Source organism: Conexibacter woesei DSM 14684, from assembly GCF_000025265.1.
Taxonomy (GTDB): Bacteria; Actinomycetota; Thermoleophilia; order Solirubrobacterales; family Solirubrobacteraceae; genus Conexibacter; species Conexibacter woesei.
Genome location: NC_013739.1, coordinates 1,939,778 through 1,958,793 on the forward strand (window position 1 = coordinate 1,939,778; position 19,016 = coordinate 1,958,793).

General features: G+C 73.0%; 20 protein-coding genes. 11 read left to right on the forward strand and 9 right to left on the reverse strand.

All coding sequences use genetic code 11. The annotated features are described in order from the left end of the window. The first annotated feature begins 20 nt into the window (after nt 1-20). The 3 genes from CWOE_RS09180 to CWOE_RS09185 all read left to right on the forward strand — a co-directional run bounded on the left by CWOE_RS09180 (nt 21) and on the right by CWOE_RS09185 (nt 2,516). Entirely contained in the window at nt 21-1,457 is a 1,437-nt protein-coding gene (locus tag CWOE_RS09180) for a hypothetical protein (RefSeq protein WP_012933317.1), read from the forward strand. Continuing rightward, on the forward strand, nt 1,454-1,609 hold the full coding sequence (locus CWOE_RS33405) for a hypothetical protein (protein WP_012933318.1): 156 nt from the start codon (nt 1,454-1,456) through the stop codon (nt 1,607-1,609). Before CWOE_RS09180 ends, CWOE_RS33405 begins: the two co-directional genes overlap by 4 nt. Before the next feature lie 226 nt (nt 1,610-1,835). After that, nucleotides 1,836-2,516 carry a hypothetical protein gene (locus tag CWOE_RS09185; RefSeq protein WP_041730311.1) on the forward strand — a complete coding sequence of 227 codons (681 nt, stop codon included), beginning with the start codon at nt 1,836-1,838 and terminating at the stop codon, nt 2,514-2,516. Nucleotides 2,517-2,528: 12 nt separating this feature from the next. Here the strand turns inward: CWOE_RS09185 and CWOE_RS30505 are convergent, their stop codons facing one another. Then, nucleotides 2,529-3,146, reverse strand: coding sequence for an SCO family protein (locus CWOE_RS30505; RefSeq protein ID WP_012933320.1), 618 nt, complete (start codon nt 3,144-3,146; stop codon nt 2,529-2,531). Between the two features lie 73 nt (nt 3,147-3,219). Here CWOE_RS30505 and moeB point away from each other — a divergent pair, with 73 nt between their 5' ends. From moeB to CWOE_RS09230, 8 genes are all read left to right on the forward strand, one after another. After that, a complete protein-coding gene (gene moeB / locus CWOE_RS09195) occupies nt 3,220-4,401 on the forward strand; it encodes a molybdopterin-synthase adenylyltransferase MoeB (protein WP_012933321.1) in 1,182 nt (393 codons plus the stop codon). A 12-nt stretch (nt 4,402-4,413) separates the two neighbouring features. After that, nucleotides 4,414-4,689 carry a ubiquitin-like small modifier protein 1 gene (locus CWOE_RS09200; RefSeq protein WP_012933322.1) on the forward strand — a complete coding sequence of 92 codons (276 nt, stop codon included), beginning with the start codon at nt 4,414-4,416 and terminating at the stop codon, nt 4,687-4,689. A gap of 76 nt (nt 4,690-4,765) precedes the next feature. Beyond that, nucleotides 4,766-5,737: a PLP-dependent cysteine synthase family protein gene (locus CWOE_RS09205; RefSeq protein WP_012933323.1), complete on the forward strand. Its 972-nt coding sequence runs from the start codon at nt 4,766-4,768 to the stop codon at nt 5,735-5,737. Beyond that, nucleotides 5,731-6,327, forward strand: coding sequence for a ferritin-like domain-containing protein (locus CWOE_RS09210; RefSeq protein ID WP_012933324.1), 597 nt, complete (start codon nt 5,731-5,733; stop codon nt 6,325-6,327). Before CWOE_RS09205 ends, CWOE_RS09210 begins: the two co-directional genes overlap by 7 nt. Further along, a complete protein-coding gene (locus tag CWOE_RS09215; protein ID WP_012933325.1) occupies nt 6,324-6,830 on the forward strand; it encodes a ferritin-like domain-containing protein in 507 nt (168 codons plus the stop codon). The genes CWOE_RS09210 and CWOE_RS09215 overlap by 4 nt, the downstream gene beginning before the upstream one ends. Nucleotides 6,831-6,946: 116 nt before the next feature. Next, nucleotides 6,947-7,156 (forward strand): twin-arginine translocase TatA/TatE family subunit, encoded by a 210-nt coding sequence (locus CWOE_RS09220; protein ID WP_012933326.1) that lies wholly within the window; start codon nt 6,947-6,949, stop codon nt 7,154-7,156. 35 nt (nt 7,157-7,191) lie between these two features. Next, nucleotides 7,192-7,584: a Mov34/MPN/PAD-1 family protein gene (locus CWOE_RS09225; RefSeq protein ID WP_012933327.1), complete on the forward strand. Its 393-nt coding sequence runs from the start codon at nt 7,192-7,194 to the stop codon at nt 7,582-7,584. A 6-nt stretch (nt 7,585-7,590) separates the two neighbouring features. Next, on the forward strand, nt 7,591-7,959 hold the full coding sequence (locus tag CWOE_RS09230) for a putative signal transducing protein (protein ID WP_012933328.1): 369 nt from the start codon (nt 7,591-7,593) through the stop codon (nt 7,957-7,959). A gap of 10 nt (nt 7,960-7,969) precedes the next feature. On the opposite strand, the gene CWOE_RS09235 is transcribed toward CWOE_RS09230, so the two are convergent. The 8 genes from CWOE_RS09235 to CWOE_RS09270 form a co-directional block, all read right to left on the reverse strand. Then, the gene (locus CWOE_RS09235; RefSeq protein ID WP_012933329.1) at nt 7,970-8,722 is read right to left on the reverse strand and encodes a hypothetical protein; all 753 of its coding nucleotides are present in this window, start codon (nt 8,720-8,722) and stop codon (nt 7,970-7,972) included. Between the two features lie 16 nt (nt 8,723-8,738). Then, nucleotides 8,739-11,519, reverse strand: coding sequence for a penicillin acylase family protein (locus CWOE_RS09240; protein WP_012933330.1), 2,781 nt, complete (start codon nt 11,517-11,519; stop codon nt 8,739-8,741). After that, nucleotides 11,519-12,481 carry a DUF1152 domain-containing protein gene (locus tag CWOE_RS09245; protein ID WP_012933331.1) on the reverse strand — a complete coding sequence of 321 codons (963 nt, stop codon included), beginning with the start codon at nt 12,479-12,481 and terminating at the stop codon, nt 11,519-11,521. Before CWOE_RS09245 ends, CWOE_RS09240 begins: the two co-directional genes overlap by 1 nt. Nucleotides 12,482-12,487: 6 nt before the next feature. After that, a complete protein-coding gene (locus CWOE_RS09250; protein WP_236262259.1) occupies nt 12,488-13,192 on the reverse strand; it encodes a DUF1802 family protein in 705 nt (234 codons plus the stop codon). Nucleotides 13,193-13,254: 62 nt separating this feature from the next. Then, a complete protein-coding gene (locus tag CWOE_RS09255; protein WP_012933333.1) occupies nt 13,255-14,793 on the reverse strand; it encodes a hydantoinase B/oxoprolinase family protein in 1,539 nt (512 codons plus the stop codon). Then, nucleotides 14,790-16,814, reverse strand: coding sequence for a hydantoinase/oxoprolinase family protein (locus CWOE_RS09260; protein ID WP_012933334.1), 2,025 nt, complete (start codon nt 16,812-16,814; stop codon nt 14,790-14,792). Before CWOE_RS09260 ends, CWOE_RS09255 begins: the two co-directional genes overlap by 4 nt. An 85-nt stretch (nt 16,815-16,899) precedes the next feature. After that, nucleotides 16,900-17,349, reverse strand: coding sequence for a hypothetical protein (locus CWOE_RS09265; RefSeq protein WP_012933335.1), 450 nt, complete (start codon nt 17,347-17,349; stop codon nt 16,900-16,902). Nucleotides 17,350-17,541: 192 nt separating this feature from the next. After that, the gene (locus CWOE_RS09270; protein WP_012933336.1) at nt 17,542-18,996 is read right to left on the reverse strand and encodes an L-aspartate oxidase; all 1,455 of its coding nucleotides are present in this window, start codon (nt 18,994-18,996) and stop codon (nt 17,542-17,544) included. Nucleotides 18,997-19,016: the final 20 nt, after the last annotated feature.

The window sequence follows — 19,016 nt, forward strand, 5'->3', positions numbered from 1 at the left end:
GGACCTCACCCGATCACGTCATGACCCGTCATCGCCGCATCGGGCTGCCCGCCGCGCTCGCCGTCGTCGCGCTCGCCGCGGCGCCGCCCGCCCCAGCAGCCGCCCACGGCCTCGTCGGCAAGGTCGACCTGCCCGTGCCCGTGTGGCTGTTCGGCTGGGCGGCGGCGGTCGTGTTGATCGTCTCCTTCGCCGCGCTCGGGCTGCTGTGGCCGTCGCCGCGCCTGCAGCGGCCGCGCGAGCGCCGGCTGATCCCGCTCGGGACGTGGGTCGACGTCGCCGGTGGCGCGCTCGGGATCGCCGTCTTCGCGCTCGTCGTCGTGAGCGGCCTCGCCGGCACCGAGGTCCCGACCGCGAACCTCACGCCGACGTTCGTCTACGTCGTCTTCTGGGTCGGGCTCGTCGTCGCCTCGCTGCTGTTCGGCGACGTCTTCCGCGTCCTCAGCCCGTGGCGGGCGTTCGCCCGTGCGGTCGCGTGGATCGTCGGCCGCGCGCGAGGCGCGGGCGCAGGCGCCGCCGAGCTGCCGGAGCCGCTCGCCTACCCGCGCCGGCTCGGGCACTGGCCGGCGGTCGTCACGATCGCGGCGTTCGCGTGGCTGGAGCTGGTCTCGGTCGATCGCGAGGACCCGCGGCTGCTCGCGCTGCTCGCGCTCGTCTACGCGGCGGTCCAGCTGGTCGGCATGAGCGTCTGGGGGATCGAGGTGTGGAGCCGCCGCGGCGACGGCTTCGCCGTCTTCTTCGGCCTGTTCGCGAAGATCGCGCCGTTCACCCGCCGCGACGGGGTCCTCTACGGCCGCCGCCCGCTCGACGGCCTGCCGGGGATGGAGGTGCTGCCGGGGACGGTCGCGCTGCTGTGCGTGATGATCGGCTCGACGACGTTCGACGGCGCCTCGGAGGGACCGCTGTGGACGGGGATCGCGCCCGACGTGCAGTCGCTCTTCGCCGATCTCGGTCTCGGCGCGACCGCGGCGGGCGAGGCGGCGTTCACGGTCGGGCTGCTGGCCTGCTTCGGCCTGGCCGCGCTCGTCTACCGGATCGGGATCGAGGGGATGCGGACGGTCGATCGCGAGCGCTCCGCCGGCGAGCTGGCGCGCAGCTTCGTCCACACGCTCGTCCCGATCGCGGCCGCATACGCCCTCGCGCACTACGTCTCGCTGCTGATCTACCAGGGCCAGGCGGTCGGATTCCTGCTGTCGGACCCGCTCGGCGACGGCTCGGATCTGCTTGGCACCGCAAATTGGACGATCGACTACACGGTGATCAGCGCGACCGGGATCTGGTATCTCCAGATCATCGTGATTCTCCTCGGCCACGTCGGCGCCCTCGTCCTCGCTCACGATCGCGCGCTCGCGATCTTCCGCGGCGGCCGCTCCGCGATCCGCTCCCAGCTGTGGATGCTGGGCGTGATGGTCGCCTTCACATGCCTTGCGCTGTGGCTGATCTCGGCGGCGAACCGATGACCGTCTTCGCGCACGTCGGCCACTGGGCGGTGTCGCTCATCTATGCCGCGCCGGCGCTGCTGCTGGCGGGCGCCCTCGTCGTCAGCACGGTCCGCCAGCGGCGGCGCGACGCGGCCAGAAGAGCGGCCGCCGACGGCTCGCGCGCCAACTGACGCGCCGCTCCCGAAAGTATGAATCCGGGACAGGCGTCCGGAGCATGCGAATCCCTGGCACCGGGGAAGGGTTTCTGCATAGATTGTTCCTTCCCATCCGCATCACGCATCGTCAAGAGGAGGATGCATGTCGTTTCCCCGTTGGCGGACCCTTGCAGGGGTCTCGCTGGCAGTTTTCGGCGTCTCCGCAGCCTCGGCACAGGCTGCGGATCCCGTCTCCGTCGACATGGTCCAGGAGCTGAAGGTCGGCATCTCGCCGTCCAAGGCCGGGACCAAGCAGAAGCCGAAGGCCGCTGCGATCGACGTCACGATCCAGAGCCCGACGGAGACGCCCGCGACGACGAAGAGCGTCGACGTCTTCTTCGGCAAGGGCATCGAGTTCAACAACAGAGCGTTCCCGACCTGCTCGCTGAAGACGATCAACGCGACGCGCAGCCTGTCGAAGTGCCCGAAGGGCTCGATCGTCGGCAAGGGCAAGGCCCGCGCGATCGGCTTCCTGAGCGGCCAGAGAGTCCCGGAGTCGCTGACGGTCACGGCCGTCAACAGCCCCGGCAACACGCTCCAGCTGTTCGTCAAGGGCACGAACCCGCTCCAGATCGCCGCCCCGATCACCGGCAAGCTGACGAAGGCATCGGGCCAGTACGGCTACAAGCTCTCCGTCACGCTCCCGCAGGAGCTGCGTGAGGTGCTCGACGGCGTCTACGCGCCGCTCGTCTTCTTCAACGTCAAGGTGCAGTCGCAGACGACGGTGAAGAGAGGCGGCAAGTCGACGAAGGTCAACTACGTCGAGACGACGAGCTGCCCCAGAGGCGGCTGGCCGTTCAAGGCGGACTTCGTCTTCGACCAGGCCGCGCCGTTCATCGACGGGCCGCTGACGGCGACGTCGCCGGCCGCGAAGTGCAGCTGAGCTGACCGCGGTCTAGCTGTCGCCGGCGAGCTTGCGCAGATCGTGCGCGAGCCCGTCCGGCGTCAGCTGGTCGGTCATGAAGCCGATCCGCTGCACGCCTCTGTCGTCGATCACGACGGTCGAGGCGGAGTGCTCGAAGCCCTCGCCCTGCGGCTGGATGCCGTAGGCCTTCCAGACGGGCTCCAGCTCGGCGCGGTTGCCGGTCAGGAACCGCATCCGCCCGTTCATCTTCTGCTTGACGAGGAAGCGGTCGACGTGGAACGGCGTGTCGCCGGGCGGGTCGACGCTGATCGCGAGCACCGGCACGTCCTCGCCCAGCTCGTCGAGCGCGCCGCGGATCTGCTGCGCGGTCAGCGGGCAGGTGTCGTCGCAGTTCGCGTAGAGGAACGTCACGACGACGTCTGAGCCGCGGTACTCGCGCATCGTCGCGAGCTTGCCGTCCTGGTCTCTGAGGCTGAAGTCGGCCGCTCTCGCCCCGGGTGGGCGGACGGCGCCGTGGAAGCCCGTCGGGTCCGCGCCGTCGCCGTCTGAGGCCTCGCCGCCGGAGCCGCCGAACAGCACCGCGCCGCCGAGTCCGGCGACGAGCAGCGCGACGACGACGATCGCTGTGAGGCGGAGGCGGGCAGGCACGACCCGGACAATGTATCCGGCCGCTATCCTTTCTGAAGTGACGAAACCTGACCCAGTTTGAGGAGATTTCTCGATGAGCCCGTCCGGTGCGGAGCTGCTCCGCAAGATCAAGAGCCAGATCCAGGAAGTGGATCCCGCTGCCGTCCACGAGCAGCTCGGCAACGGGGCCGTCATCGTGGACGTGCGTGAGGCCGAGGAGTTCTCCGTCGGTCACATCCCGGGCGCCAAGCACGTGCCGCGCGCCTACCTCGAGTCCCGCATCGAAGGCGTCGTGCCCGATCGCGACGCGCACCTGGTCCTCTACTGCGCCTCCGGCAACCGCTCCGCGTACGCTGCGCGCACGCTCGCGGAGGACCTCGGCTACACCGATGTCTCGTCGATGACCGGCGGGATCGCGCTGTGGAAGGACCGCGGCTACGAGGTCGACGTCCCGCGCACGCTGACGGCCGAGCAGCGTGACCGCTACTCCCGCCACATCCTGATGCCCGAGGTCGGCACCGAGGGCCAGCTGAAGCTGCTCGACGCGAGAGTCCTGCTGCTCGGCGCCGGCGGCCTCGGGGCGCCGACAGCGCTCTACCTCGCGGCGGCCGGCGTCGGCACGCTCGGCATCGTCGACAACGACACCGTCGACCTGTCGAACCTCCAGCGCCAGGTGATCCACACGCAGGACCGCGTCGGCGAGCCGAAGGTCGACTCGGCCGAGGCGACGATCGCGAACCTCAACTCCGACGTCAGAGTCGTCAAGTACCCGGTGCGGCTCGACGCCTCCAACGTGATGGAGATCATCGAGGGCTACGACGTGATCGTCGACGGCCTCGACAACTTCCCGACGCGCTACCTGATCAACGACGCCTCGGTGCGCCTCCAGATCCCGGTCGTGTCGGCGTCGATCCTCGGCTTCGACGGCCAGCTGTCGGTCTTCAAGCCCTACGACGGCCCCTGCTACCGCTGCCTCTACCCGACGCCGCCGCCGGCCGAGCTGGCGCCCTCCTGCGGCGCCAACGGCGTGCTCGGCGTGCTGCCGGGGACGATGGGCCTGCTGCAGGCGACCGAGGTCGTCAAGCTGATCCTCGACGAGGGCGAGCCGCTGATCGGCCGCCTGCTGCTGTACGAGGCGCTCGGCGCGACGTTCACCGAGCTGAAGGTCCGCCGCGACCCGGAGTGCCCCGTCTGCTCGCGCGACCCCGAGTCGATCACCGACGAGGAGATGGGCGTGTTCCCCGATTACGAGGCGTTCTGCGCCGCGGCCGGTTAGGGTCTGCTGACTATGGCAACCGTGAAGATCCCACCTGTCCTCCGTCCGTCCGTCGGCGGCGAGAAGACCGTCAGCGCCGACGGCTCGAACGTCGGCGAGGTGCTGAAGTCGCTCGCGACCGACCACCCGCAGACGCAGTCGCAGCTGTTCTCCGCCGAGGGCGAGCTGAACCGCTACGTCAACGTCTACCTCAACGACGAGGACGTACGCGTGCTCGACGGCCTGCAGACGGTCGTCGGCGAGGGCGACACGCTCGTCATCCTGCCGGCGATGGCCGGGGGCCGCTGAGGTCGCATCCGCTTCGCGGTCCGGGCGCGGTTGTGCCCGGATCGCCTTGCGCAGCCCAGCTACACTTCGTGAAGTAATGGCCACTGAACGCCTCGAGAACAAGCCCTGCGGCGGTCGCTACGGCGACATCGTCCAGGCGATCGGCAACACGCCGCTCGTCGAGCTCAAGCGCCTCTCGCCGAAGCCCGGCGTGCGCATCTGGGCGAAGCTCGAGTCGAGCAACCCGACCGGCTCCGTGAAGGACCGCGTCGCGCGGTCGCTGATCGAGGACGCCGAGGCGAGAGGGGCGATCAGGCCCGGCCAGACGATCCTCGAGCCGACCTCCGGCAACACCGGCATCTCGCTCGCGATGATCTGCAAGCGCAAGGGCTACAGACTCAAGGTCGTGATGCCCGACAACGTGACGCCGGAGCGCACGCAGCTGCTGCAGATGTACGGCGCCGAGATCGTCTACTCGGACGGCACGAAGGGCTCCAACGGCGCCGTCGAGCTGGCGCTCGAGATGGCCGCCGCGGACTCGTCGTACTACATGCCGTACCAGTACGGCAACGAGGCGAATCCGAACGCGCACTACAACGGCACGGCGCTTGAGATCCTCGAGGAGCTGGACGAGATCAGCGCCTTCGTCGCCGGCCTCGGCACCGGCGGGACGCTGATGGGCAACGCCCGCCGCTTCAAGGAGGAGCTCGGCGACGCCGTCAAGATCGTCGCCGCCGAGCCGATGCAGGGCGAGCCGGTCCAGGGCCTGCGCTCGCTCGACGACGGCTTCATCCCGCCGATCATCGACCTCTCGCTGCTCGACCGGAAGATCTTCGTCACCAACCGCGACGCGATCATCTGGACGCGCAAACTGCTCGACGAAGAGGGCATCTTCGCCGGCGTGTCGTCCGGCGCGATCGCGCGCGTGGCGGTCCGCATCGCGAACGAGCTGGACGAGGGCAACATCGTCTTCATCGTCTGCGACGACGGCTGGAAGTACCTCTCCTCCGGGATCTACACCCGGCCGGTCGACGAGATCGAGAATCTCGACTCGACCGTCTGGTGGTAGACGACCCGACGCGAAGGACCTTTCTGCGCCAGGCCGGCGCCGGGCTGCTGTCCGTCCCTCTGCTCGGCGGCGCGCTCGCCGGTTGCGGCGGCAACGGCGACGACGGGACGGCCGGCCCCGAGGGCCTCGGCACCGTCGCGACCGAGCCGCCCGACAGCGCCGCCGGCGATGCCGACCTGCTCAACCGCGCGCTCGCGACCGAGTACACGGCGATCGCCGCCTACAACGCCGGCGCGCCGCTGCTGGAGGGCAAGACGCTCGCCGCCGCCGAGCGCTTCCTCGTGCAGGAGAGACGCCACGCCGCGCGCCTGCGCGGACTGATCGACGCGCTCGGCGCGACGCCCGAAGACCCGCGGCCCAGCTACGACTTCGGCAGACCGGACAGAGCCGCCGACGTGCTGCGGCTGCTGCAGGACGTCGAGCGCGAGTCGATCGCCGCCTACGTCGAGATCGTGCCGCGGCTGACCGAGCCGGACGTGCGCCAGACGGTCGCGTCGATCGTCACCAACGACGCCGAGCACCTCGCCGTCGTGCGCGAGCAGATGCGCCGCTGGCCGGTCCCGAGCGCGTTCGTGACGGGACTGCCGTGAGTGACGAGACGATCGTCGCGCAGGCGCTCGCGCTCGAACAGGTCGCGGTCGAGAGCTACGGCGCCGCGCTGGGCGGCGGCACGCCCGAGAGCCCGCTGCCGCCGCGGATGATGGAGGTCCTGCGGCGCTTCCGGCGGCAGGAGCGCCAACACGTCGAGCTGCTCGCCAGCACGCTCGACGCGCTCGGCGGCAGAGTCGCGCCGCCGCCGGCCGACCGCGCGGAGCTGACGAGAGCGCGGACGACCGCCGGCCTCGAGCACTCGCTCGACCGGCTGCGCACGCCGGCCGAGGTCGGGCGCTTCGCGATCGAGCTGGAGAACGCGCAGATCGCCCGCTACCTGGACGCCGTCGGCGCGCTCCAGGACCCGAGACTGCTGGAGATCGCGACGCAGGTGATGGCGGCGGAGGGACAGCACGCGACCGTGCTGCGCGGCCTGCTGTCGGACGACGTCGCGCTGACGGTGCCGGACGCGTTCGAACGGGGCGACGCGCCGTTCCCGTGATCCGCGCTCGCGTCGCGTGCGCAACAGGGGTAGCATGATCAGAACCCATCCGCATCGCCCGTCCGCGTCGTGCGTCAACGGCGGCGGGTGGTCCACTACGAAGGAGCAGAGACGGCATGTTCTCTCAGATCGGACCGATGGAGGTCGTTCTCGTCCTCGTCATCGCCCTCATCATCCTCGGCCCGAAGAAGCTGCCTGAGGCCGGCCGCTCGATCGGCAAGGGGATGCGCGAGTTCAAGGACTCGATCTCCGGCGTCACGAAGGACGACGACGACGAGCGCGAGCTCACTGCCGTCCGCAGCGACCGCAAGAGCGACGTCGCCTAGCTGAGCGCTCCGACGTACTGGTAGATTCGCGGGCGATGCAGATCGCCCGCGAGCTCTACGACCAGCTGATCGCCCACGCCCGCGCCGAGGCACCGAACGAGTGCTGCGGCATGGTGGCCTCGGCCGACGGCCGCGCAGTCACGATCCACCCGGCGGAGAACGCCGCCGCCAGCCCGCTGCGCTATGAGATCGACGGCAAGCAGCAGCTGGAGATCCTCGACGCGATCGAGGACGCCGGCCACGACCTCGGCGCGATCTACCACTCGCACACGCGCACCGCGCCCGAGCCGTCGCAGACGGACATCAACCTCGCCTTCTATCCCGACTCGCTCTACCTGATCGTCGGGATCGCGAACGCCGAGCCCGAGGTGCGCGCCTGGCGCATCGTCGACGGCCAGGTCAGCGAAGCGGAGCTCAGGGTCGAATAGGGCGCCATGACCCTGCCGTCCGACGACATCGCCGGCAAGGTCAACCCCGAGTACGCGCGCGGCGACCTCAGGCGCGTCGTCGGCGCCAGAAACCAGATAGAGGCCGAGTTCATCCAGGGCCTGCTGCTGGAGGAGGGGATCCCCAGCATCCTGCGCCGCAGCGCCGGCTTCGACGTGCCGGAGTTCCTCACCTCGGGCCCGCGCGACGTGATGGTCCCAGGCGCGGGCGTGCCGGCGGCACGCGAGGTGCTGCTTCAGGCGGACCTGCTGACGACGCCGCGTCCCGCGCCGAACCCGCTGCGGGTGCTCGGCTGGATGCTGCTTGTGCTCGCCGTCGTCGCCGGCGCGGCGTACCTGATCGAGAGCGTCGGCTAGCGCCGCGCGCTCAGATCGCCGCCAGGCGCGAGAGGTGCGAGCGCCAGGCTCCCTCGGTGTGGACCAGCGAGCGGCCGCTGAAGGCGTCGCGCAGCGCCTTGTCGGCACCGTCGGGATCGAGGTAGCAGGCGAGCCGCATCGCGGCCTCGGGGCCCTCCTCGCGCGCGAGCAGGTCGAGCACGGTGCCGCCGAGCAGCGCGGCGTCGCGCAGGCTCGGCGGGAACGCCGGCCGGCCGCCCTCGCGCAGCCGCCGCGCGATCGCGGGCCGCGCGTGCTCGACCTGGCCGGCGAAGTAGCGCGCCGCGCCCTCCACCAGCCACGCCCAGCGCAGGCGATGGAGAACCAGCGGCGGGGTCGACGGCGGCGGCAGGCGGCGGTTGTTCATGCCGACGACGAGCCGCGCGTAGAGCACGTCGGGTGCGCGCTGGAGCATCTCGCGCGAGCCGGGCACCTTCGACGCGCGCTGGACGAGCGCTCTCGGCGCGAGCACGTGGATCGTGTTCGCGGTCGCCGAGCCGACGACGTAGCGGCGCGCGGCCGGGGCGGTCAGCAGCCGCTCGACCGGCACGAGCGGATGGGCGAGGTCGAGCAGCAGCGGAGAGCTGTGGAAGACGACCGTGACGTCGGCGACCGTTCTGGGAAACAGCACGTCGAGGCGCACGCGCGTCTGCTCCAGCGAGTCGAGCACGCGTGCCGCGTCGTCGGCGTCCGCCGTCTCGTGGCGAGCGCGGAACGACGCCGAGATCGTCTCGTCCCAGGCCATCCGTCAGCGAATGATGTCAGCGCGGCCGGTGGCCGCGCACCTCGACGACCTGCTGGTAGGTCGGGCGGTTCATCCAGGGGATCGGCGGCTGCGTGATGCCGCCGAGCGCGCGGAACGCGATCGAGTCGAAGCACGTCTGCGAGCCGGCCTCGCCGCGTCTGGCGCAGAACGGGTCGCGGTAGACGGTCGCGGCTGGCACGCGCAGCGCGGCGCGCAGCGATCTGCCGAGCACGTCGCGGCAGCGTCTCGGCGAGCCGCCGCCGCAGTACTCGCGTGCGTAGCGCCCGCGCACCGGCGCGCCGAGCACGCTGCGGAGATCCTTCTGCGCGTAGCCGTACCAGCCGGTCTGGTAGGCCGAGCCGTGGTGCTCGCGGCCGCGGCCGACGGGCGGGTCGTCCTGCGGGATCTCCGCCCGCAGCTGCGCGTAGAGGGCTCTGCCGAGCCGCGGCTCGAACTGCGCGGTCAGCCACAGCGGCCACCACGCGTCGATGATCCGGATCGCCTCGGCGTGCGCGTAGGGGCCGCCGGCTCTCGGCGCCCGGCGGTGCGCGCCGTCGCGCACCCACGCGTTCAGCAGGCCGACGGCGCGTTCGAGCTGCGGGTCGCGCGGCGTGCCGAGCGCGCGCAGCGCCCACGGCAGCACCTTCGCGCCGCGCAGGTCGACGGTCGCGGCGCTCGCCATCGCGCTCGCGAGGTCGGGCAGCGTCAGCCTGCGCCCGCCGCGCATCCGCTCGGAGATCGCGTCGTCGAGCAGCTGCGAGCGGTAGATGGAGGTGAACGTCTGCGGCGCGGCTGCGGCGAAGCCGGGCGCCTGCTTGTTGTTCCAGCTCGTCAGGACCCGCTGGTTGAGCGCCTGCGGATGCTGCGCGAACGGCGTCCCGATCCGCTTCCAGCCGAAGTCCGCGGCGGTCGGCAGGTTGCCGTCGACGCCCGCGGGGCGGACGGGGTTCGCGCCGGAGTTGAAGTAGGCGACGTCGCGGTCGTCGGCGTAGAACCAGTTGAACGTGTAGTCGACGAGCGCCGCCGCGCGCTGGAAGCCGCGCGCGTCGCGGATCCGGCCGGGCATGTTGAACGCGGCGAAGCCGCGCGCGGAGTCGAGCTCGCGCATGTAGGTCGAGCGCCGCTCGACGTAGGCGACCGGTCTGCCGCCGATCGTCGCGCGCGCGACGACGATGCCGAGCCGCGTGCGCTGCGCTCGCAGCACGATCGCGCCGGCCGGCGTCTGGTCCGCGGCGCTCGGCGTCCACGCGTCGCGGCGCGTCAGCGTCTCCATCCGCAGGCAGCGGCCGCCGAGCCGGTAGTGGTCGCCGCGGAGGCCGGGCCTGCCGCCGCGCGGATCGCAGAGCGGGACGGCGTACGTGTCGATGATGTCCTGACCGGCCGACGTCGCGCTCCAGCTGTAGTCGCGGCCGCGGCCGAGCTGGACGTACATGTTGACCCCGGCGAACGCGGCGCCGCGCGCGTCGATCCCCGGTCCGTGCAGCTCCTGCTCCATCAGGATCTGCGGCGAGAAGTAGCCGACCTGCGGCCCGAAGACGGCGAGCGGGCGGCCGGAGCGCGACGCGCTGCCGGCGACGAGCAGCGCGTTGGAGGCGACGCCGGGGAAGGGGGCGAGGAGGCCGGGCAGCGCCTCGCCGCCCGCCGCCGCGCCGCCTGCGCCCGCCTTGCCGTCGCCCGCCGCCGCGCCGCCTGCGCCCGCCGCCGCCGCGAGCGCCTCGCGGCCGCTGCCGCTCGCCGCCCTCGCGCCGCTCGCGCCCACGACGCTCCCGCGGTCGGGCAGCGCGAGGCTGCCGCGCGCCGGTCTGCGCGGCGGGGCGTCGTAGGGGAAGCTGCGGCCGCGGACGGTCGTCGGCGCCTCGGGGTCCTCGGCGCTGCGCCAGTCGCTCCACAGCCGTCTGCCGAGCCGGGCGCCGAAGCGGCGCTCGAAGCCCTGCAGCAGCAGCGCCTCGTCCAGCTCGCCGCCGCCGCCGTTGCCGAACGTCGCGCCGACGAGCGAGGCGATCGCGACGGCGTCCTCGCGCCGCCACGGTGCGGGGCCTTCCGGGTGGCCGCTGAAGAGGTACTCGCCCGGCATCTTCGCCGGGTCGGCGCGCGCCGCGGCGATGTACGCGTTGACGCCCGCCGTGTACGCGTCGACGTCGGCCAGCAACGAGCGGCCGGACGCGCCGTAGCGGCGCGGCAGCGCGGCGAGCTGGGCCGTCAGGTCGGCTTCCGCATAGGGAGCCGCGCGCCACTGCTCGCGGTCCATCGCGACGTTGCCGGGCGAGCCGCCGGCGAACGCGGCGAGCTGCGCGCGGCCGAGGTGGCGCAGCACGTCGATGAAGAAGAGGCGGTCCTCGGCGGCGACCCAGCCGGCGCCGAACATCGTGCCGGCGCGCGTCGCGCCGTAGACGCGAGGGACGCCGAACGCTCTGTCGCGCACGATCGTGACGTCGTCGCGCGGGCTGTAGGTGCGCTCGACGTCGTCCGCTCTGACGCCGAACGTCGCGTCCTTGAAGAGCCGGTCGAGGTCGCCGTCGCCGAGCGGCAGCGGTGTACGCACGAGGTCGGCGTAGGGGCCGAGCTGGTCGTCGTTGTGCGGCGGCCGCACCCCGCTGCCCAGGAAGCGGGTCAGCTGCGCGGTGTTCGCCGCGCCGTTGGTGCCGGGCGGCAGGATGTCGCGGAAGCCGCCGGGGTCGTCGTGGCCGTACGGCGCCGGCACGGGCGGCGCCGCGAGCGCGCTGCCGCCGCCCGTCGCGCCCGCCCCGCCCGCCGCCAGCAGCAGCGCGGCGAATGCGGCGAGGCGCGGCCGGCGCATCACACCAGGCCCGCGGCGGCGTCGCGTTCGTAGTCGAGCTCGGTGCGGATCCCGGCCGCGCTCAGCTGCGCCTGCGCCGCGAGCATGTCGTCCGCGCCGAGCACCGCTGCGGCGCAGCGGGCGGCGGACGCGATCGCCGCGGCCGGTTCGAAGTAGAAGGTGAGCGCACCGACGGGCGTGCGCTCGACCGTGCGGCGGCCCTGACGGATCGGGATCGGGCCGAACGCGCCGCGCGCGCACGCGACGGCCTGTGCGCTCGCCTCGGTCGGCACCGCCTCGACCGCCGCGGCGAGCCGCTCGACGGCTGGCGGTGTCAGTCCCCATGCGCCGAGCAGCCCGCCGGCGGCGGAGACCTCGGCGATCCGCTCGAGCACCTCGGCAGGCGTCAGCTCTGCGTCGCAGCCGGCGCCGAACAGCGCGCCGACGGTCCGCACGTGGGGTTCCAGCAGCGGTGCCGCCGCGAGGATGACGGCGTCGCAGAGCGGGCTCGCGAGCCCTGGCTCGTGGCCGTGCGCGAGCACGTCTCCGCCGACGTCGGCGAGCACGACGACGTCGCAGGAGAGGCGCTGCGCGGCGACGCGCAGGCCGTCGGCGACGGCGGCCGGGCCGGGATTGGGGTCGATGAGCACGACCGGTTCCCCGAGCAGGCGGGCCATGTGCGACTCGGCGAAGTGGAAGCCGCCGGGGCCGGTCGTGTCGGGACCGGCGAGCGCGACCGCGGGGTGGATCTGCTCGGCGCCGCGCACCTCGTCGAGGCGGCGGGGGCCGGGCAGCGGGTCGATCGGGCGGCGCTCCCAGGAGACGCCGCCGACGACGGCCTCGCCGCCGAGCGCGCGGGCGCATTCGGCGACGGCGAGCGCACCGACGACGTCACCGCCGCCGCCGATGCCGATCGCGAGGACGCGCCGGCCGCCGAAAACCATGTCGATGCCGGCGGCCGGCGCGTCGCCGCGACGTGCCATATGGGGCTAGGCCAGCGCGGGAACGCGGCCGGAGACGATCGAGCGGATCTCCTCGGAGGCGCGCTCGAACTCGTCGTCGGAGAGAACCGGCGTGCCCTCGAACGGAAGGTCGCGGGTGATCTCCAGCCAGGAGCGACATCCGCCGTAGTCGTCGCGGACCTTGACCGTGACTGGACGGGGGATGCGGTAGGTGCGCAGCAGCACCACGTGCAGCGGATGACGGCGCTTCCACGCGAGACGCTTCTCCGCGTAGTCGGGCGTCCACACGTAGAACGGCGACAGCGCGTCGACCGAGCGGCGATCGGTGATCGTCCAGTGGTCGGCGACCTCGGCCCACGCACGAATCCTCACGCGGTCGGGCTGCGGTATCTCGCCGTCGCGCGTCAGCGCGTGCGGGGGCGGCTCGCCTTCGGGCCAGACGCCCTCTTCGAGCGCGCGCGTCATCTCCGGCTGATGCGACTCGCGAACGAGATCGCGCCGCTGATGATCGAACGTCGGGTACAGGAAGAAGCGCTCGTGGTCGAGCTTGAAGTGCTTCTCGGATTCACGGATGCCGCCCTTGCGCAAGGTGATCAACTGCTCGCCTTCGGCGAGCGCACGCACGGTCACGGCCCATTCTTTGAAAGCAATCGGCATAGTTCCGGGGGAGGGGAGAGGATGCGTATATGCCCGTTTGCGCGAAGATGCAACATTTCGCGGCGGGATCTCCATTCTAGGGGAGACCCTTGGAATTCCAAAATTCCCCTGCAAATTAGCGCTTTTTCACGACCCGTTCACGGGCTTTTCGCGCGCTTTTGTCTGACATTTTCCCCGTTGCTCTGGATTCCGTCGCCTCCGCCGCCTGGCGTCTCTATCCGCAGCCGCGCTCCCGGCGCCAGCTCGCCGCGCGCCTTCGCCGCGACCGGCTGGCCGTCGAGCAGGTTGCGACCCGGCGCGCCCGGCTCCCCGCCATCCGCGCCTGGCGGCGCGTGACGGCGGCGCTCGGTGATCAGCGACCACGTCATCGGTGCGAGCGCCTCCAGCTCGCGCACGATCCCGTCGCCGCCGCGATGCGCGCCGGCACCGCCTGAGCCGCGTCGCAGCGCGTACTCGCGCACGCGCAGCGGGAACTCCAGCTCGAGCGCCTCGACTGGCGTGTTGAGCGTGTTCGACATCGCGACGTGGACGGCACTCGGACCGTCGGCGCCGGGGCAGGCGCCCTGCCCGCCGCCGAGCGTCTCGTAGTACGTGAAGTCGTCGTTGCCGAGCGTGAGGTTGTTCATCGTGCCCTGGCCGAGCGCGCGCCCGAAGGCGGCGAGCACGAGGTCGGCGACGCGTGAGGAGGTCTCGACGTTGCCGGCGACCACGGCCGCGGGCGGGCGCGCGTTGAGCAGCGAGCCCTCCGGCGCGCGCACCTCGATCGGCCGGTAGGCGCCGGCGCTCGGCGGGATGTCGGGATCGGTCAGCACGCGCACGGCGAAGTAGCAGGCGGAGCGGGTGACGGCGAGCGGGCAGTTGAGGTTGCCGTCGTGCTGGCCAGCGCTGCCGCTGAAGTCGAGCAGCAGACGGTCGCCCGCCACCGTCGCGGTCAGCGTCAGCTCGAGGTCGCCGTCGGCGCCTTCGAGCACGTCGGTCGCGGTGCGGACGCCGTCGGGCAGCGCGGCGATGCACGCGCGCGCCCGTCGCTCGGCGTAGTCGAGCACCTCGGCCATCGCCGCTCGCAGCGTCGCGACGCCGGTCCGCCGCGCCAGCTCGGCGAGCCGCAGCGCGCCCGCGCGGTTCGCGGCCAGCTGCGCGCGCAGGTCGGCGCGCCGCTGTGCCGGCTGGCGCATCCGCGCGGCGAGCCGCTCGACCGCCGCCTCGTCGAGCGGCTGCGGCGAGATCACGACGCCCTCCTCGGCGAGCGTACGGCTGTCGGCCGGCATCGAGCCGGGCGTCGGGCCGCCGACGTCGGCGTGGTGGGCCCGGTTGGCGGCGAAGCCGAGCAGCGCGCCGCCGTCCTCGTGCTCGAAGACGGGCGTCACGACCGTGATGTCGGGCAGGTGCGTGCCGCCCGCGTAGGGGTCGTTCAGGACCCACGCGCGGCCGGGACGGTGATCTTCGCCCAGCACCGCCGCGACCGCCGCCGGCATCGCGCCGAGATGGACCGGGATGTGCTCGGCCTGCATCACCATGTCGCCGGCCGGGTCGAACAGCGCGGTCGAGGCGTCGCGCCGCTCCTTGATGTTCGCCGAGTGGGCCGAGCGGATCAGCACCGCGCCCATCTCCTCGCAGGTCGCGCGCAGCGCGCCGACGACGACCTGCAGCTGGACCGGATCGAGCGCGGGGCTCACGCGCCGCCGCCCGCCGCGCCGCTTCCACCGGCGCGCTCCCGCCGCAGCTCCACGGCCCCGCTCGCGGTCACCGTCCCCGCCCAGCCGGCTGGCACCAGCAGCGTCGACTCCGGCAGCTCGCAGACCGCCGGCCCGGTGACGGCGAGCTCTGGTTCGAGCGCGCCGCGCCACACCGTCAGCTCCTGCTCGCGGCCGTCGAGACGCGCGCGGCGGCGGGCGGGAACGGGCGGCGCGCCGACGGCCGGTGCCGGCAGCTCCGCCGCCGCCTCGCTCGGCACGATCGCGCGCACGCGGATCGTCACCAGCTCGACCTCCTGCTCGGCGTCGCGGTAGCCGTAGCGCTCCTCGTGCGCGCGCTCGAACGCCTCGCGCAGCAGCGCGACCGCCGGCGCGGGCGGACCGTCGACCGCCAGCTCGAACGCCTGCCCGCGGTAGCGCAGCGCGTACGTCGCGGCGACTTCCGCCGCCGGCGCGCCGAGCGCGCCGCGCGCCGCGGCCGCCAGCTCCGCGACGTCGCGCGCGACCGCCTCCGCGCTCAGCTCGGCGCCTGAGCGCAGCACGCTGCGCTGCGCGTCGCGCCGGCGCGGCGCGACGACGAGCCCGAGCGCGGCGAGCACGCCGGAGGCGCGCGGCGCGATCACGTGGTCGATCCCCAGCTCCTCGGCGATCGCGACGGCGTGCAGCGGGCCGGCGCCGCCGAACGCGACGAGCGCGTGGTCGCGCGGGTCGATCCCGCGCTCGACCGTCACGACGCGCAGCGCTCGCGTCATCTCGGCGTTCGCGACGCGCACGATCCCCTCCGCGCAGGCGAGCGGGTCGATCCCCAGCTCGTGCGCGAGTCCGCCGACCGCGCGCTCGGCGGCGGCGAGGTCGAGCGCGACGTCGCCGGCCAGCGGCGCGTCGGGCGGCAGGTAGCCGAGCAGCAGGTTCGCGTCGGTGACGGTCGGCTCGCTGCCGCCGCGGCCGTAGCACGCCGGTCCCGGCACGGCGCCCGCGGAGCGCGGGCCGACGCGCAGCGCGCCGCCCGCGTCGCGCCAGGCGATCGAGCCGCCGCCTGCGCCGACGGTGTGGACGTCGAGCGTCGGCAGCGCGATCGGGCGGCCGGCGATCTCGCCCGCGCCGCTCTCGGCGACCGCGCCGTCGTGGACGACGCAGACATCGCACGAGGTGCCGCCCATGTCGAAGCAGAGCGCGCGCTCGACACCCGCCGCGTCGGCCGCGAACGCCGCCCCCTCGGCGCCGCCGGCCGGACCGGAGAGGACGGTCCAGGCGGCGTGCGACGCGGCCGCGTCGAGGTCGATCAGGCCGCCGTTGGACTGCATGATCGATGGCTCCGGCAGCCCGGCCGCGCGAGCGCGCTCGGCGAGCCGGCGCAGGTAGCGGCCGACGAGCGGCGAGAGCGCGGCGTCGATCTCCGTCGTCGCCGCGCGCTCGTATTCGCGGAAGGTGCCGACGACCTCGTGCGAGAGCGAGACGTGGGCGCTGGGCAGCGCGGCGGCGAGCGCGTCGCCGAGCGTGCGCTCGTGCTCGGGATGGCGATAGGCGTGCAGCAGGACGACGGCGACGGCCTCAGGCTCGGAGGCGGCGACCGTGTCCGCCAGCCGGCGCGCGTCCGTCACGGTGAGCGGGCGCAGCGGACCGTCGGGCGTCATCCGCTCGGATGCGCCGAACCGGCGCTCGTCGGGCACGAGCGGCGCGGGGTGCGCGGCGCAGAGGCGGTAGAGGTCGGCGCGCGCCTGGCGGCCGAGCGCGACGAGGTCGCTGAAGCCCTCGGTCGCGACGAGCGCGGTTCGCGCCGCTCTCCCTTCCAGCAGCGCGTTCGTCGCGACGGTCATGCCGTGCGCGAAGGCGGTGACGTCGGCGGGCGCGCGGCTGGCACGGTCGAGGACGGCCGCGACGGCGGCCATCACGCCGAGCGACTGGTCCTCGGGCGTGGTCGGCGACTTCGCCGTCACGAGCACGCCGTCCCCGAACAGGACGGCGTCCGTGAAGGTCCCTCCGACGTCGACTCCCAGCAGCATGCGCCGGACGCTATCCCGCCCGGCGGCTGCGTGTCGGGCCGGCCGCGCCGCGGCCGGCCCGGATGCGGCGCGCTAGGACGAACTCCTAGGCGGCCGCGGCCAGCGCGGCTTCGCGCTCGGCGATCTCTTCGGTCTCGGCGAGGTGCTGGTGCGACGGGCAGTAGCCGTTGTGCGGCAGCGGCATCCGCTGACAGGCTGTGCCCTTGCGGGTGGTGGCGCGGCATTGAAGCGGGTTGCCGGCGAGGTCGTAGCCCGTCATCGGCTGGCGTGAGAGGAACTCGTCCGCGCACGCGATGTAGCGCTCGATCACGTGGTATATCCGCGCCTGCGCCGACATCGGGAAGTACGGCCGGATGTCGTGGAACAGCGACCGCGACGGTCGCGCGAAGTAGTGCCGGTCGGTAGCGAGGCGCTCGATCGCGCTCTCGCATGCCTTCAGCACACGTTCGTGGTTGTTGATGGTGCCCGCAGTGGTCGGGCCCTCGACGATCTCGCTCGCAAGCTCGCGGTAGATCGCCCGGCTGAAGCGATACATGACGGCTGTTCTCTCCTTCTCGATCCCCGTGCCGTGCTCCCAGATGGCGACCGCAGTATCTCGCCGGCTTGTGAAGCTCAGGCCACGGATCTATTAACCGCACGTTAAGTCGAAACGTTTGCGTTCGCTTGACGTGCGGTCAGAAAGACGACACTGAACGTGATCGTTCGTCTGCTGCTGTGGAGGGAGATGTCAGCGCCAGAACACGAGCGCCGGCGCGGCGTCGTGGGCGACGACGGTGTGGTTGCCGTCGAGCGCGGGGTCCAACATCGGGAAATCGCGCCGCTGGTGGGCGCCGCGACTCTCCTCGCGCGCGAGCGCGCTGGCGGCCAGCAGCCGCACGAGCGGATGGTCGTCGTGCAGCAGCCCGCTCAGGCCCTCGGCGTCCCGCTCGATGCCCGCGTCGCGCCACAGCGCCTCGCGGCTGGCGGCCGTCAGTCTCGGCGGCGGGCTGCCCGGGGGCGGCTCCGGCACGGCCGTCAACGCCGGCTCGTCCAGCGCGGCGAGCGCCGCGCGGCGGCCGAAGACGAAGCACTCGCTGAGCGAGTTGGAGGCGAGCCGGTTCGCGCCGTGCAGCCCGGTGCACGCGCACTCGCCGACGGCGTAGAGCGCCGGCAGCGTCGCGCGCCCGTCGAGGTCGGTCGCGATCCCGCCCATCATGTAGTGCGCTGCCGGCGCGACCGGGATCAGATCTCTCGCCGGGTCGAGGCCCGCTCTGCGCAGGACCGACACGACGTTGGGGAACAGCGCCGGGTCGACCGCGCGCATGTCGAGCCCGACCGACGGCGCGCCCGTCTCCAGCATCTTGCGCGCGACCGCGCGCGCGACCTCGTCGCGCGGCGACAGTTCGTCGACGAAGCGCTCGCCGTCGGCGTCGAGCAGCAGCGCGCCCTCGCCGCGCACGGCCTCGGTCACGAGGAAGCTGTCAGCGCCGTCGACGCCCGCGACCGCGGTCGGGTGGAACTGGACCATCTCCAGGTCGGCAAGCGCAGCGCCCGCGCGCTCCGCCAGCAGCATCCCGCTGCCGGTCGAGCCGACCGGATTCGTCGAGCGCGCCCACATCGCGGCGGCGCCACCGGTCGCGAGCACGACCGCGCGTGCGAGCACCAGGCGGCCGTCGTGCAGGCGCACGCCCGCGGCGCGTCCGTCGTGCGTCAGCACGGCCGTCGCGCGGCAGCCCTCCATCACGTCGATCCGCGCGTGCTCGGCGGCGAGCGCCGACAGCTGCCGCGAGACGCGGCGGCCGGTCGCGGAGCCGCCGGCGTGCACGATCCGGCGGACCGAGTGGCCGCCTTCGAGCCCGAGCGACATGCGCCCGTGGCGGTCGACGTCGAAGTGGACCCCAAGCCGTTCGAGGTCGCGCACGATCGCCGGCGCCTCCTCGGTCAGCACCTCGGCCGCGCTGCGGCGCACGGTGCCGCGGCCGGTCACGATCGTGTCCTCCAGATGACGCCCAGGGCTGTCGTCGATCGCCAGCGCGGCGGCGAGCCCGCCCTGCGCCCAGTAGCTGGACGATTCCGCCAGCGGCGTCGCCGAGATCAACGCGACGCGCGCCCCGGCGGCGGCCGCGGTGAGGGCTGTGTAGAGCCCGGCTCCTCCTGCACCTACGACGGCGAGGTCGGCCTCGATCGTGACGGGTCGTTCCATGCGAGGAGGCCAGTACCGTA

What these genes read in the sequence shown, in the direction of transcription:
- moeB (WP_012933321.1), top strand. Translation starts at nt 3,220, where the DNA reads ATGAGCCCGTCCGGTGCGGAGCTGCTCCGCAAGATCAAGAGCCAGATC.
- CWOE_RS09265 (WP_012933335.1), bottom strand. Translation starts at nt 17,349, where the DNA reads ATGTATCGCTTCAGCCGGGCGATCTACCGCGAGCTTGCGAGCGAGATC.
- CWOE_RS09240 (WP_012933330.1), bottom strand. Translation starts at nt 11,519, where the DNA reads ATGCGCCGGCCGCGCCTCGCCGCATTCGCCGCGCTGCTGCTGGCGGCG.
- CWOE_RS09205 (WP_012933323.1), top strand. Translation starts at nt 4,766, where the DNA reads ATGGCCACTGAACGCCTCGAGAACAAGCCCTGCGGCGGTCGCTACGGC.
- CWOE_RS09185 (WP_041730311.1), top strand. Translation starts at nt 1,836, where the DNA reads ATGGTCCAGGAGCTGAAGGTCGGCATCTCGCCGTCCAAGGCCGGGACC.
- CWOE_RS09260 (WP_012933334.1), bottom strand. Translation starts at nt 16,814, where the DNA reads ATGCTGCTGGGAGTCGACGTCGGAGGGACCTTCACGGACGCCGTCCTG.
- CWOE_RS09235 (WP_012933329.1), bottom strand. Translation starts at nt 8,722, where the DNA reads ATGGCCTGGGACGAGACGATCTCGGCGTCGTTCCGCGCTCGCCACGAG.
- CWOE_RS09270 (WP_012933336.1), bottom strand. Translation starts at nt 18,996, where the DNA reads ATGGAACGACCCGTCACGATCGAGGCCGACCTCGCCGTCGTAGGTGCA.
- CWOE_RS09250 (WP_236262259.1), bottom strand. Translation starts at nt 13,192, where the DNA reads ATGGAGATCCCGCCGCGAAATGTTGCATCTTCGCGCAAACGGGCATAT.
- CWOE_RS09230 (WP_012933328.1), top strand. Translation starts at nt 7,591, where the DNA reads ATGACCCTGCCGTCCGACGACATCGCCGGCAAGGTCAACCCCGAGTAC.
- CWOE_RS09220 (WP_012933326.1), top strand. Translation starts at nt 6,947, where the DNA reads ATGTTCTCTCAGATCGGACCGATGGAGGTCGTTCTCGTCCTCGTCATC.
- CWOE_RS09180 (WP_012933317.1), top strand. Translation starts at nt 21, where the DNA reads ATGACCCGTCATCGCCGCATCGGGCTGCCCGCCGCGCTCGCCGTCGTC.
- CWOE_RS09245 (WP_012933331.1), bottom strand. Translation starts at nt 12,481, where the DNA reads ATGGCACGTCGCGGCGACGCGCCGGCCGCCGGCATCGACATGGTTTTC.
- CWOE_RS09200 (WP_012933322.1), top strand. Translation starts at nt 4,414, where the DNA reads ATGGCAACCGTGAAGATCCCACCTGTCCTCCGTCCGTCCGTCGGCGGC.
- CWOE_RS33405 (WP_012933318.1), top strand. Translation starts at nt 1,454, where the DNA reads ATGACCGTCTTCGCGCACGTCGGCCACTGGGCGGTGTCGCTCATCTAT.
- CWOE_RS09225 (WP_012933327.1), top strand. Translation starts at nt 7,192, where the DNA reads ATGCAGATCGCCCGCGAGCTCTACGACCAGCTGATCGCCCACGCCCGC.